This is a genomic window from Kluyvera sp. NPDC087067 (assembly GCF_044745165.1).
GTDB lineage: Bacteria > Pseudomonadota > Gammaproteobacteria > Enterobacterales > Enterobacteriaceae > Kluyvera.
Window position 1 is genome coordinate 40,168 of the sequence record NZ_JBIUZS010000003.1, and the last position, 13,894, is coordinate 54,061.

Genomic DNA, 13,894 nt, shown 5'->3' on the forward strand with positions numbered 1-13,894 from the left:
GCAAAATGAATCAAAGGGCACGTAATGTTAATGAAATGCTTTTGATGTAAATTAATGTGAGGAAACTTTTGTTAAAGTTGACAAAAGGTTATAGAAAGGAGTAAAAAACCTCCATATTTTGCGGTCTATGTTTTGAATTGGGCTGTTTGTAGGTTTTTTAATCCTCCCCATGAATCATGTAGCGTCCATCTGCCGGTAAGAGCAGTGGTGGTCATGCTACCTATTTGGTAAAGCTTTGCGTATGTCAACATCCACTGAAATCATCGCTCATCATTGGGCATTCGCTATATTTCTGATCATTGCCATTGGCCTTTGCTGCATGATGTTAATCGGCGGCTGGTACCTTGGTGGTCGCGCGCGCGCCAGAAGCAAAAACACTCCGTTTGAGTCGGGTATCGACTCCGTTGGCACCGCGCGTTTGCGCCTGTCCGCGAAGTTCTATCTGGTGGCTATGTTCTTTGTCATCTTCGACGTCGAAGCGCTCTATCTGTATGCCTGGTCAACCTCCATTCGCGAAAGCGGTTGGGTTGGCTTTATTGAGGCCGCGATTTTCATATTTGTGCTGCTGGCCGGCCTGGTTTACCTCGTACGTATTGGCGCGCTTGATTGGACGCCTGCGCGTTCTCGCCGCACGCTGGTAAATCCAGAAACCGACAGCGTCACTAACCGTAATACGCAGTAAAAGCGAGGCAATAAGATGGATTATACGCTCACCCGCATAGATCCTAACGGTGAGAACGACCGTTACCCCCTGCAAAAACAGGAGATTGTGACCGATCCCCTGGAGCAAGAAGTGAACAAAAGCGTGTACATGGGGAAACTCGAACACGCGATGCATGACATGGTCAACTGGGGTCGTAAGAACTCAATCTGGCCTTACAACTTCGGCCTTTCTTGCTGCTACGTTGAAATGGTGACGTCATTCACGGCCGTGCATGACGTTGCGCGTTTTGGTGCAGAAGTACTGCGTGCGTCACCGCGTCAGGCTGACCTGATGGTTGTCGCCGGTACCTGCTTTACCAAAATGGCACCGGTTATTCAGCGTCTTTACGATCAAATGCTGGAACCGAAGTGGGTTATCTCCATGGGCGCCTGTGCAAACTCCGGCGGCATGTACGATATCTACTCCGTGGTGCAGGGTGTCGATAAGTTTATCCCGGTCGATGTGTATATTCCTGGCTGCCCACCGCGCCCGGAAGCCTACATGCAGGCGCTGATGCTGCTGCAAGAATCGATTGGTAAAGAGCGCCGTCCTCTCTCGTGGGTGGTTGGCGATCAGGGCGTTTATCGCGCCAATATGCAGTCGGAACGCGAGCGTAAACGCGGCGAACGCATTGCTGTGACGAATCTCCGCTCCCCGGACGAGATTTAATTTGCGCCTGCGGGCGGTGGCACCTTTTTAAATTCGCAAATCAATATACAACAGCGCGAAGCCACGCCCGGCAGTCACCACGAACTTTTGCAATGGTGAACAATATGACCGATTTAACTGCGCCAGAAGTCGCCGCATGGCAAACCCGCGATCATCTTGATGATCCGGTCATCGGCGAGATGCGCAACCGTTTTGGGCCGGATGCATTTTCCATTCAGGCCACCCGCACCGGGGTACCTGTCGTTTGGGTTAAGCGCGAACAACTGCTGGAAATTATCGATTTCCTGAAGAAACTGCCGAAACCTTACGTCATGATGTTCGACCTGCACGGCATGGACGAACGCCTACGCACACACCGCGACGGTTTACCGGCCGCGGATTTTTCCGTTTTCTACCACCTGATCTCAATAGACCGCAATCGCGATATTATGCTCAAGGTGGCGTTGTCTGAAAACGACCTGAATGTGCCGACAATCACCAAACTTTTCCCGAACGCTAACTGGTATGAGCGTGAAACCTGGGAGATGTTTGGCATTACCTTTAATGGCCACCCGCACCTGACGCGTCTGTTGATGCCGCCGACCTGGGAAGGCCACCCGCTGCGTAAAGACTACCCGGCGCGCGCCACCGAATTCGACCCGTTTGAGCTGACCAAAGCCAAACAGGATCTGGAGATGGAAGCGCTGACCTTCAAGCCGGAAGACTGGGGCATGAAGCGTAGCACCGAAAACGAGGACTTCATGTTCCTCAACCTCGGCCCGAACCACCCGTCCTCACACGGTGCTTTCCGTATTGTCCTTCAGCTTGACGGCGAAGAGATTGTCGATTGCGTACCGGATATCGGCTACCACCACCGTGGCGCTGAGAAGATGGGCGAGCGCCAGTCCTGGCACAGCTACATTCCGTATACCGACCGTATCGAATACCTCGGCGGCTGCGTGAACGAAATGCCGTACGTGCTGGCCGTTGAAAAACTGGCTGGCATCACCGTACCGGCGCGCGTTGACGTGATCCGCGTGATGCTCTCCGAACTGTTCCGTATCAACAGCCACCTGCTGTACATCTCGACGTTTATTCAGGACGTCGGCGCGATGACGCCGGTGTTCTTTGCCTTCACCGACCGTCAGAAAGTCTATGACGTGGTAGAAGCGATCACCGGCTTCCGTATGCACCCGGCCTGGTTCCGTATCGGCGGTGTTGCACACGACCTGCCGCGCGGCTGGGATAAACTGCTGCGTGACTTCCTCGACTGGATGCCAAAACGTCTGGACTCTTACGAGAAAGCCGCACTGCGTAACACCATCCTGATTGGTCGTTCCAAAGGCGTTGCCGCTTACGGCAAGAAAGAAGCGCTGGAATGGGGCTGCACCGGTGCTGCGCTGCGCGCCACCGGCATTGATTTCGACGTGCGTAAATCACGTCCATATTCTGGCTACGAAAACTTCGACTTTGAAGTCCCGGTTGGCGGCGGTGTATCCGACTGCTATATCCGCGTGATGTTGAAAGTGGAAGAGCTGCGTCAGAGCCTGCGCATCCTTGAGCAATGTCTCAAGAACATGCCGGAAGGCCCGTTCAAAGCGGATCACCCGCTGACCACGCCGCCGCCGAAAGAGCGCACGCTGCAGCATATCGAAACCCTAATTACCCACTTCCTGCAGGTTTCCTGGGGCCCGGTTATGCCGGCGCAAGAATCCTTCCAGATGGTGGAAGCAACTAAGGGTATTAACAGTTACTACCTGACCAGCGACGGCAGCACCATGAGCTATCGTACCCGTATCCGTACCCCGAGCTATGCGCATTTGCAGCAGATCCCGGCGGCGGTGCGCGGTAGCTTGGTGTCCGACTTGATCGTTCACTTGGGTAGTATCGATTTTGTTATGTCAGACGTGGACCGCTAATTATGCACGAGAACCAACAATCCCAATCCGAGGCCTTTGAGCTGAGTGCGGTAGAGCGTGAAGCCATTGAGCACGAGAAGCACCACTATGAAGATCCGCGTGCGGCGTCCATTGAAGCGCTGAAGATCGTTCAGAAGCAGCGCGGCTGGGTGCCGGACGGCGCTATCCATGCGATAGCAAGCGTACTGGATATTCCCGCAAGCGATGTTGAAGGCGTGGCGACTTTCTACAGCCAGATCTTCCGCCAGCCGGTTGGCCGTCACGTGATCCGCTACTGCGATAGCGTCGTGTGCCACATCAACGGCTACCAGGGCATTCAGGCGGCGCTGGAGAAAAAACTGGACATCAAACCGGGGCAGACGACTTTCGATGGTCGCTTTACGCTGCTGCCGACCTGCTGTCTGGGGAACTGCGATAAAGGGCCGAGCATGATGATCGATGAGGATACTCACGCGCATCTGACCCCGGAAGGCATTCCTGAGCTACTGGAGCGGTACAAATAATGAAAACCGTTGTTCGTACACCCGAAACGCATCCGCTGACATGGCGTCTGCGCGATGACAAACAGCCGGTATGGCTGGACGAATACCGTAGCAAAAACGGCTATGAAGGTGCGCGTAAAGCGCTGACCGGTCTGGCACCGGATGAAATCGTCAACCAGGTAAAAGACGCTGGCCTGAAAGGGCGCGGCGGCGCAGGCTTTTCCACCGGTTTAAAGTGGAGCCTGATGCCAAAAGACGAATCCATGAACATCCGTTACCTGCTGTGTAACGCCGATGAAATGGAGCCGGGCACCTACAAAGACCGTTTGCTGATGGAACAGCTGCCGCACCTGCTGGTGGAAGGCATGCTGATCTCCGCGTTTGCGCTGAAAGCGTACCGTGGTTACATCTTCCTGCGCGGTGAATACATTGAAGCCGCGGTGCATCTGCGCCGCGCGATTGCCGAAGCGACCGAAGCAGGCCTGCTTGGCAAAAACATCATGGGCAGCGGATTCGATTTCGAACTGTTCGTGCACACCGGGGCCGGGCGCTATATCTGCGGTGAAGAAACCGCGCTGATTAACTCCCTGGAAGGCCGTCGTGCCAACCCGCGTTCCAAGCCGCCGTTCCCGGCAAGCTCGGGCGTGTGGGGCAAGCCGACCTGCGTTAACAACGTTGAAACCCTGTGTAACGTTCCGGCGATTCTGGCCAACGGCGTTGAGTGGTATCAGAACATCTCTACCAGTAAAGATGCCGGTACTAAGCTGATGGGCTTCTCGGGTCGCGTGAAAAATCCGGGCCTGTGGGAGCTGCCGTTTGGCACTACCGCCCGTGAAATCCTCGAAGACTATGCTGGCGGCATGCGTGATGGCCTGAAATTCAAGGCCTGGCAGCCGGGCGGTGCGGGAACTGACTTCCTCACCGAAGCGCACCTTGACCTGCCAATGGAATTTGAAAGCATCGGTAAAGCGGGTAGCCGTCTGGGCACCGCGCTGGCAATGGCCGTCGATCATGAGATCGGCATGGTGCCGCTGGTGCGTAACCTGGAAGAGTTCTTCGCCCGCGAGTCCTGCGGCTGGTGTACACCGTGCCGCGACGGTCTGCCGTGGAGCGTGAAAATTCTGCGCGCCCTGGAAAAAGGGGAAGGCCAGCCTGGCGATATCGAGACACTTGAGCAACTGTGTCGATTCTTAGGCCCAGGGAAAACCTTCTGCGCGCATGCGCCCGGCGCGGTTGAACCGCTGCAGAGCGCAATTAAATACTTCCGCGAAGAATTCGAGGCAGGCATTAAGCAACAGTTCAGCAATACCCAGGCTATTCATGGGATTCAGCCGAACCTGCTTAAGACGCGCTGGTGATTTTCACTCCTCACCCTAACTCTCTCCCCTGAGGGGAGAGGGGACGAGCCGGAGATGGTTTTCTCTCTCGTCCTTAAAGGATGAACCGGATCTGGTTTTCTCCCTCGCCCCTTTGGGGAGAGGGCCGGGGTGAGGGGAACGAATTTTGATTAATACTCGGTTTCGACTGAGCCAACTGGAAGCACGCTAATGGCTACGATTCATGTAGACGGCAAAGAATACGAGGTGAATGGTGCAGACAACCTGTTACAGGCATGTCTGACTATGGGCCTTGATATTCCGTACTTTTGCTGGCACCCGGCGCTAGGCAGCGTCGGTGCTTGCCGCCAGTGTGCGGTGAAGCAATATCAAAACGCGGAAGACACGCGTGGTCGCCTGGTCATGTCCTGCATGACCCCGGCAACCGATGGCACTTTTATTTCAATCGACGACGCAGAAGCGAAGCAGTTCCGTGAAAGCGTGGTGGAGTGGTTAATGACCAACCACCCGCACGACTGCCCGGTTTGTGAAGAGGGCGGTAACTGCCACCTTCAGGATATGACCGTGATGACCGGCCATAGCTTCCGTCGCTATCGCTTTACTAAACGTACCCACCGCAACCAGGACCTGGGGCCGTTCATCTCTCACGAAATGAACCGCTGCATCGCCTGCTACCGCTGCGTGCGTTATTACAAAGACTACGCGGACGGCACCGATTTGGGTGTGTACGGCGCGCACGATAACGTCTACTTCGGTCGCCCGGAAGACGGTACGCTTGAAAGCGAATTCTCCGGTAACCTGGTAGAAATCTGCCCGACCGGCGTCTTTACCGACAAAACGCACTCTGAGCGCTATAACCGTAAGTGGGACATGCAGTTTGCGCCAAGCATCTGCCAGCAGTGTTCCATCGGCTGTAACACCAGCCCGGGCGAGCGCTACGGCGAACTGCGTCGTATCGAAAACCGTTACAACGGTACCGTTAACCACTACTTCCTCTGCGACCGTGGTCGTTTCGGCTATGGCTATGTGAACCTGAAAGACCGTCCACGCCAGCCGGTGCAGCGTCGTGGCAACGATCTCATCACCCTCAACGCCGAACAGGCAATGCAGGGCGCGGCGGACATTCTGCGTCAGTCGAAGAAAGTGATTGGTATCGGCTCCCCGCGCGCCAGCGTAGAAAGCAACTTCGCGCTGCGTGAATTAGTCGGTGCGGATAACTTCTATACCGGTATCGCCAAAGGCGAGCAGGAACGTCTGCAACTGGCGCTGAAAGTGCTGCGTGAAGGCGGAATTCATACCCCTGCGCTGCGTGATATTGAATCTTACGACGCGGTACTGGTATTGGGTGAAGACATTACCCAGACCGGCGCGCGCGTGGCGCTGGCGGTTCGTCAGGCGGTGAAAGGTAAAGCGCGCGAAATGGCCGCAGCCCAGAAAGTGGCTGACTGGCAGATTGCGGCGATCCTCAACATCGGTCAGCGTGCGAAACATCCGCTGTTTGTCACCAACGTCGATGACACCCGTCTGGACGATATCGCCGCGTGGACCTACCGCGCACCGGTAGAAGATCAGGCGCGTTTAGGCTTTGCGATTGCCCATGCGCTGGATAACAACGCACCGGCGGTTGACGGTATTGACCGCGACCTGCAGGGCAAAATCGACGTTATTGTCCAGGCGCTGTCCGGGGCGAAGAAACCGCTGATTATTTCCGGCACCAACGCCGGAAGCGCTGACGTGATTCAGGCGGCGGCTAACGTGGCGAAAGCGCTGAAAGCGCGCGGCAGCGATGTCGGCGTGACGATGATTGCTCGCGCGGTAAACAGCGTCGGTCTTGGCATGATTGGCGGCGGTTCACTTGATGAAGCGCTCATTGAGCTGGAAAGCGGTGCCGCAGATGCGGTTATCGTGCTGGAAAACGATCTGCACCGTCATGCTTCTGCCAGCCGCGTCAATGCTGCGCTGGACAAAGCGCCGCTGGTGATGGTCATTGACCATCAGCGCACGGCCATTATGGATCACGCTCATCTGGTGCTGTCGGCGGCAAGTTTTGCGGAAAGCGACGGTACGGTCATTAACAACGAAGGCCGCGCACAGCGCTTCTTCCAGGTGTATGACCCAAGCTACTACGACAGCAAAACCGTGATGCTGGAAAGCTGGCGCTGGCTGCATTCGCTGCACAGCACGCTGGAAAGCCGTCAGGTTGACTGGACCCAGCTTGATCACGTGATTGACGCCGCCGTTGCGGCACTGCCGCAGCTGGCAGGTATCAAAGATGCTGCGCCGGATGCGTCGTTCCGTATTCGTGGTCAGAAACTGGCGCGTGAACCGCACCGTTACAGTGGCCGTACGGCAATGCGCGCGAATCTCAGCGTTCATGAACCGCGTCAGCCGCAGGATAAAGACACCATGTTCGCCTTCTCGATGGAAGGGAACAACCAGCCAGAAGCACCACGCTCGCAGATCCCATTCGCATGGGCGCCGGGCTGGAACTCCCCGCAGGCATGGAACAAGTTCCAGGCTGAAGTGGGCGGCAAACTGCGTCACGGCGATCCGGGCGTACGTCTGATTGAAGCCTCTGACAACGGTCTGGATTACTTCACCACCGTGCCGGAAAGCTTCCAGGCTGAAGCCGGAAAATGGCGTGTGGCCCCGTACTACCATCTGTTTGGTAGCGACGAAATGTCACAGCGCGCGCCGGTGTTCCAGACCCGTATGCCGCAGCCTTACCTCAAGCTCAACCCGGCGGACGCCGCGGCGCTTGGCGTGAATGCGGGTGCGACGATGGCGTTTAGCTACGACGGTCAGACTGTCACGCTGCCGCTGGTGATTTCCAGCGGGCTGGTGGCAGGGCAGGTTGGTTTGCCAATGGGCATGCCGGGTATTGCGCCGGTGCTGGCGGGTGCGCGTCTTGAAAATCTGCAGGAGGCACAGCAATGAGTTGGTTAACGCCGGATCTGATTGAGATCCTGATTAGCATCATCAAAGCCGTGGTCATCCTGCTGGTGGTCGTGACCTGCGGGGCGTTCATGAGCTTCGGCGAACGTCGCCTTCTGGGTCTGTTCCAGAACCGCTACGGGCCAAACCGCGTCGGCTGGGGCGGTTCGCTCCAGCTGGTTGCCGACATGATCAAAATGTTCTTTAAAGAGGACTGGGTGCCGAGATTCTCGGACCGCATGATCTTTACGTTGGCGCCGGTTATCGCCTTCACCTCGCTGCTGCTGGCCTTTGCGATTGTGCCGGTTAGCCCAAGCTGGGTGGTTGCTGACCTTAACATCGGGATCCTGTTCTTCCTGATGATGGCAGGCCTCGCGGTATACGCAGTGCTGTTTGCTGGCTGGTCTAGCAACAACAAATACTCCCTGCTGGGGGCGATGCGTGCGTCTGCACAGACCCTGAGCTACGAAGTGTTCCTCGGGCTTTCCCTGATGGGCGTGGTGGCGCAGGCCGGTTCATTTAACATGACCGACATCGTCAACAACCAGGCACATCTGTGGAACGTTATCCCTCAGTTCTTTGGCTTCGTGACCTTTGCGATTGCGGGCGTGGCGGTATGTCACCGTCACCCGTTTGACCAACCGGAAGCCGAGCAGGAACTGGCGGACGGTTACCACATTGAATACTCCGGCATGAAGTTCGGTCTGTTCTTCGTCGGCGAATACATCGGTATCGTTACCGTGTCGGCGCTGATAGTGACCTTGTTCTTCGGTGGCTGGCAAGGCCCGTTCTTACCGCCATTCATCTGGTTCGCGCTGAAAACCGCGTTTTTCATGATGATGTTCATTTTGATTCGCGCCTCATTACCGCGTCCGCGTTATGACCAGGTAATGTCGTTTGGCTGGAAAGTATGCCTGCCGCTGACGCTAATCAACTTGCTGGTAACGGCGGCTGTCATTCTCTGGCAGCAGCCATAAGGGGCGATGAGACCATGACCTTAAAAGAAATTATCGTAGGTTTCGGCACCCAGGTACGCAGTATCTGGATGATCGGCCTGCATGCGTTCGCCAAACGCGAAACGCAAATGTACCCGGAAGAGCCGGTCTACCTGCCGCCGCGCTATCGTGGCCGTATCGTGTTAACACGCGACCCGGACGGTGAAGAGCGCTGCGTGGCCTGTAACCTGTGTGCGGTAGCCTGCCCGGTAGGCTGTATCTCTTTGCAAAAAGCAGAGACCAAAGATGGCCGCTGGTATCCGGAGTTTTTCCGCATTAACTTCTCACGCTGCATCTTCTGCGGCATGTGTGAAGAAGCGTGCCCAACCACGGCGATTCAGTTGACCCCAGACTTTGAACTGGGCGAATACAAGCGTCAGGATCTGGTGTACGAAAAAGAGGATCTGCTGATTTCCGGTCCGGGCAAATACCCGGAATATAACTTCTACCGGATGGCGGGTATGGCAATCGACGGCAAAGATAAAGGCGAAGCGCAGAACGAAGCTAAGCCTATCGACGTCAAGAGCCTGTTACCGTAAGGAGAGGGGCAATGGAATTCGCTTTTTATATCTGTGGCCTTGTTGCTGTCCTCGCGACGCTGCGAGTGATTACGCACACTAACCCGGTACACGCACTGCTGTATCTGATCATCTCGCTGCTGGCTATTGCCGGGGTGTTCTTCTCGCTGGGCGCTTACTTCGCCGGTGCGCTGGAGATCATCGTCTACGCGGGTGCCATCATGGTGCTGTTCGTCTTTGTGGTGATGATGCTGAACCTGGGCGGCGCTGAAATCGCCCAGGAACGTCAGTGGCTGAAACCACAAATCTGGATTGGCCCGGCGATTTTGTCCGCCGTGCTGCTCGCGGTGATGGTTTACGCCATTCTCGGCATTAACGACCAGGGCATTGACGGCAACGCCATCAGCGCGAAAGAAGTGGGTATCGCCCTGTTCGGGCCATACGTCCTGGCGGTGGAGCTTGCCTCTATGCTGCTGCTGGCGGGTCTGGTTGTGGCCTTCCACCTCGGTCGTGAAGACCGTCCGGGTGAAGTGCTGAGCAATCGTGCAGGCGATAGCGCGAAAAGGAAAACGGAGGAACGCGCATGATTCCTTTACAACATGGGCTGATCCTCGCGGCGATTTTATTCGTGCTGGGTCTGACCGGTCTGGTTATCCGTCGTAATCTGCTGTTTATGCTGATTGGGCTGGAAATCATGATTAACGCCGCCGCGCTGGCCTTCGTGGTCGCCGGTAGCTACTGGGGCCAGACCGATGGTCAGGTAATGTATATCCTCGCCATTACCCTTGCGGCTGCGGAAGCGAGTATTGGCCTGGCGCTGCTGCTGCAGCTCCATCGTCGCCGCCAGAACCTGAACATCGATTCAGTAAGTGAGTTGCGCGGATGAACATGCTTGCCTTAACCATTATTTTCCCCTTGATTGGCTTTGTGCTGCTGGCCTTCTCCCGTGGCCGCTGGTCGGAAAATCTTTCCGCCACTATCGGTATCGGGTCGATTGGTCTGTCTGCGCTGGTGACGGCGTATGCCGGTATGGATTTCTTCGCGGGCGGCAAGCAGGCGTTTAGCCAGCCGCTGTGGACGTGGATGTCCGTAGGTGACTTCAACATCGGCTTCAACCTGGTGCTGGACGGCCTGTCGCTGACCATGCTTTCCGTGGTGACCGGCGTGGGCTTCCTGATCCACATGTTCGCCTCCTGGTATATGCGTGGGGAAGAGGGATACTCCCGCTTCTTCGCTTACACCAACCTGTTTATCGCCAGCATGGTGGTTCTGGTACTGGCGGACAACCTGCTGCTGATGTACCTCGGCTGGGAAGGCGTGGGCCTGTGCTCCTACTTGCTGATCGGTTTCTACTATACCGATCCGAAGAACGGTGCCGCAGCCATGAAAGCCTTCGTGGTGACCCGTGTCGGTGACGTGTTCCTGGCGTTCGCGCTGTTCATTCTCTACAACGAGCTGGGCACGCTGAACTTCCGCGAAATGGTTGAACTGGCGCCAGCGCACTTTGCCGCAGGCAACGACATGCTGATGTGGGCAACCCTGATGCTGTTAGGCGGCGCGGTGGGTAAATCGGCTCAGCTGCCGTTACAAACCTGGCTTGCTGATGCGATGGCGGGCCCAACGCCGGTTTCTGCACTGATCCACGCCGCAACCATGGTCACCGCGGGTGTCTATCTGATTGCGCGTACCCACGGCCTGTTCCTGCTGACGCCGGAAGTGCTGCATCTGGTCGGGATTGTCGGGGCGATTACGCTGGTGCTGGCAGGCTATGCCGCGCTGGTGCAGACCGACATCAAACGTGTTCTCGCGTACTCCACCATGAGCCAGATTGGCTACATGTTCCTGGCGCTGGGCGTTCAGGCGTGGGATGCGGCCATCTTCCATCTGATGACCCATGCGTTCTTCAAAGCGCTGCTGTTCCTGGCGTCCGGCTCGGTTATCCTCGCCTGCCACCACGAACAGAACATCTTCAAGATGGGCGGCCTGCGTAAGTCGATTCCGCTGGTGTATGCCTGCTTCCTGATCGGTGGTGCCGCGCTGTCCGCGCTGCCGCTGATTACCGCAGGCTTCTTCAGTAAAGATGAGATCTTAGCCGGTGCCATGGCAAACGGTCATATCAATCTGATGGTGGCGGGTCTGGTCGGTGCATTCATGACCTCACTCTACACCTTCCGCATGATCTTCATCGTCTTCCACGGTAAAGAGCAGATCCACGCGCATGCAGGGAAGGGGATTACCCACCACCTGCCGCTGATTGTGCTGATGATCCTGTCGACCTTTATCGGCGCGATGATCGTGCCACCGTTACAGGGCGTTCTGCCGTCTACCACCGAGCTTGAACACGGCCGTGTACTGACGCTGGAAATTACCTCAGGCGTGGTGGCGATTGCGGGCATCCTGATTGCGGCATGGCTGTGGCTGGGTAAACGTACGCTTGTGACCGTTATCGCCAACAGCGCGCCGGGCCGTCTGTTGAGCACCTGGTGGTACAACGCCTGGGGCTTCGATTGGCTGTACGACAAAGTGTTCGTTAAGCCATTCCTCGGCATCGCCTGGTTGCTGAAAAGCGACCCGCTCAATGCGCTGATGAACATTCCGGCTATCCTCTCTCGCTTTGCGGGCAAAGGCCTTGTGATGAGCGAGAATGGCTACCTGCGCTGGTATGTTGCGTCAATGAGCATTGGTGCCGTGGTGGTGCTGGTGTTGTTGATGGTGTTGCGTTAATTCGTTGGGGAGGTTTTTCCTCCCCATGAAAATGTCGTGCTGTTTTCCTGTTCCGGCGGGCGTTTCGTCACCGGATAGATGAATAAGGAAATGAATTGCCATGTTATTACCCTGGCTAATACTGATTCCCTTTATCGGCGGTTTCCTCTGCTGGCAGACTGAACGCTTTGGCGTGAAGATGCCGCGCTGGATTGCGTTGATCACCATGGGACTGACGCTGGCGCTGTCTTTGCAACTGTGGTTGCAGGGTGGCTACTCGCTCACACAATCCACCGGCCTGCCGCAGTGGCAGTCTGAGTTTATTCTGCCGTGGATCCCGCGCTTTGGTATCTCCGTCCATCTGGCATTAGACGGCCTGTCGTTGCTGATGGTGGTGCTGACCGGGCTGCTGGGCGTGCTGGCGGTGCTCTGTTCCTGGCGTGAAATCCAGAAATACCAGGGCTTCTTCCACCTCAACCTGATGTGGATCCTGGGCGGCGTAATCGGCGTGTTCCTCGCCATCGACATGTTCCTGTTCTTCTTCTTCTGGGAGATGATGCTGGTGCCGATGTACTTCCTGATAGCGCTCTGGGGCCACAAGGCTTCCGATGGTAAAACGCGTATCACGGCGGCGACCAAATTCTTCATCTACACCCAGGCAAGTGGTCTGGTGATGTTGATTGCTATCCTCGGGCTGGTGTTTGTTCACCACGGTGCTACCGGCGTCTGGACCTTCAACTATGAAGACCTGCTGAAAACGCCAATGTCGCACGGTGTGGAATATCTGCTGATGCTGGGCTTCTTTATCGCCTTCGCGGTGAAAATGCCGGTGGTGCCGCTGCACGGCTGGCTGCCGGATGCTCACTCCCAGGCACCGACTGCGGGTTCCGTTGACCTTGCTGGTATTTTGCTGAAAACCGCGGCTTACGGTCTGCTGCGCTTTGCGCTGCCGCTGTTCCCGAACGCGTCTGCTGAATTTGCGCCAATCGCCATGTGGCTGGGCGTTATTGGTATCTTCTACGGCGCATGGATGGCATTTACCCAATACGACATCAAACGTCTGATTGCCTACACCTCCGTGTCCCACATGGGCTTCGTGCTGATTGCTATCTACACCGGCAGCCAGCTGGCGTACCAGGGCGCGGTAATTCAGATGATTGCGCACGGTCTGTCCGCTGCCGGTCTGTTTATTCTTTGTGGTCAGCTGTACGAACGTCTGCATACTCGTGATATGCGTCAGATGGGCGGTCTGTGGAGCAAAATTAAATGGTTGCCAGCGCTTTCGATGTTCTTCGCGGTCTGTACGCTGGGGATGCCGGGCACCGGTAACTTCGTCGGCGAATTCATGATCCTCTTCGGCAGCTACAAAGTGGTACCGGTGATTACCGTGATTTCCACTTTCGGTCTGGTCTTTGCTTCCGTCTACTCGCTGGCTATGCTGCACCGCGCCTATTTCGGTAAAGCTAAAACCGAGATTGCTGCAAAAGAACTGCCAGGGATGTCGCTGCGTGAACTGTTTATCGTCCTGTTGCTGGTCGTGCTTCTGGTGCTGTTGGGCTTCTTCCCGCAGCCGATTCTGGACACGTCACATTCTGCGATGAGTAACATCCAGCAGTGGTTTGTTAATTCCGTTACTACTACAAGGCCGTAATTCG

General features: G+C 56.3%; 12 protein-coding genes. All 12 read left to right on the forward strand.

What is annotated here, in order from left to right; genetic code table 11:
- Window positions 1-235 precede the first annotated feature (235 nt).
- The 12 genes from nuoA (at window position 236) to nuoM (ending at window position 13,890) form a co-directional block, all read left to right on the forward strand.
- Entirely contained in the window at window positions 236-682 is a 447-nt protein-coding gene (nuoA, locus tag ACIPDS_RS09030; protein WP_166516132.1) for an NADH-quinone oxidoreductase subunit NuoA, read from the forward strand.
- 15 nt (window positions 683-697) lie between these two features.
- Window positions 698-1,372 (forward strand): NADH-quinone oxidoreductase subunit NuoB, encoded by a 675-nt coding sequence (gene nuoB / locus ACIPDS_RS09035; RefSeq protein ID WP_062772606.1) that lies wholly within the window; start codon window positions 698-700, stop codon window positions 1,370-1,372.
- A gap of 92 nt (window positions 1,373-1,464) precedes the next feature.
- Window positions 1,465-3,270 carry an NADH-quinone oxidoreductase subunit C/D gene (gene nuoC, locus ACIPDS_RS09040; RefSeq protein ID WP_400734801.1) on the forward strand — a complete coding sequence of 602 codons (1,806 nt, stop codon included), beginning with the start codon at window positions 1,465-1,467 and terminating at the stop codon, window positions 3,268-3,270.
- A 2-nt stretch (window positions 3,271-3,272) separates the two neighbouring features.
- A complete protein-coding gene (gene nuoE / locus ACIPDS_RS09045) occupies window positions 3,273-3,773 on the forward strand; it encodes an NADH-quinone oxidoreductase subunit NuoE (RefSeq protein ID WP_166516134.1) in 501 nt (166 codons plus the stop codon).
- The gene (nuoF, locus tag ACIPDS_RS09050) at window positions 3,773-5,110 is read left to right on the forward strand and encodes an NADH-quinone oxidoreductase subunit NuoF (protein ID WP_166516135.1); all 1,338 of its coding nucleotides are present in this window, start codon (window positions 3,773-3,775) and stop codon (window positions 5,108-5,110) included. Before nuoE ends, nuoF begins: the two co-directional genes overlap by 1 nt.
- Window positions 5,111-5,299: 189 nt before the next feature.
- Window positions 5,300-8,026 carry an NADH-quinone oxidoreductase subunit NuoG gene (gene nuoG / locus ACIPDS_RS09055; protein WP_400734804.1) on the forward strand — a complete coding sequence of 909 codons (2,727 nt, stop codon included), beginning with the start codon at window positions 5,300-5,302 and terminating at the stop codon, window positions 8,024-8,026.
- A complete protein-coding gene (gene nuoH / locus ACIPDS_RS09060; RefSeq protein WP_166516137.1) occupies window positions 8,023-9,000 on the forward strand; it encodes an NADH-quinone oxidoreductase subunit NuoH in 978 nt (325 codons plus the stop codon). Before nuoG ends, nuoH begins: the two co-directional genes overlap by 4 nt.
- Window positions 9,001-9,014: 14 nt before the next feature.
- Window positions 9,015-9,557: an NADH-quinone oxidoreductase subunit NuoI gene (gene nuoI, locus ACIPDS_RS09065; protein WP_062772589.1), complete on the forward strand. Its 543-nt coding sequence runs from the start codon at window positions 9,015-9,017 to the stop codon at window positions 9,555-9,557.
- Between the two features lie 11 nt (window positions 9,558-9,568).
- The gene (gene nuoJ / locus ACIPDS_RS09070) at window positions 9,569-10,123 is read left to right on the forward strand and encodes an NADH-quinone oxidoreductase subunit J (protein WP_062772586.1); all 555 of its coding nucleotides are present in this window, start codon (window positions 9,569-9,571) and stop codon (window positions 10,121-10,123) included.
- Window positions 10,120-10,422 (forward strand): NADH-quinone oxidoreductase subunit NuoK, encoded by a 303-nt coding sequence (gene nuoK, locus ACIPDS_RS09075; protein WP_035892477.1) that lies wholly within the window; start codon window positions 10,120-10,122, stop codon window positions 10,420-10,422. Before nuoJ ends, nuoK begins: the two co-directional genes overlap by 4 nt.
- The gene (nuoL, locus tag ACIPDS_RS09080) at window positions 10,419-12,260 is read left to right on the forward strand and encodes an NADH-quinone oxidoreductase subunit L (RefSeq protein ID WP_400734808.1); all 1,842 of its coding nucleotides are present in this window, start codon (window positions 10,419-10,421) and stop codon (window positions 12,258-12,260) included. The genes nuoK and nuoL overlap by 4 nt, the downstream gene beginning before the upstream one ends.
- A gap of 100 nt (window positions 12,261-12,360) precedes the next feature.
- Window positions 12,361-13,890 carry an NADH-quinone oxidoreductase subunit M gene (gene nuoM / locus ACIPDS_RS09085; protein WP_400734810.1) on the forward strand — a complete coding sequence of 510 codons (1,530 nt, stop codon included), beginning with the start codon at window positions 12,361-12,363 and terminating at the stop codon, window positions 13,888-13,890.
- Window positions 13,891-13,894 lie beyond the last annotated feature (4 nt).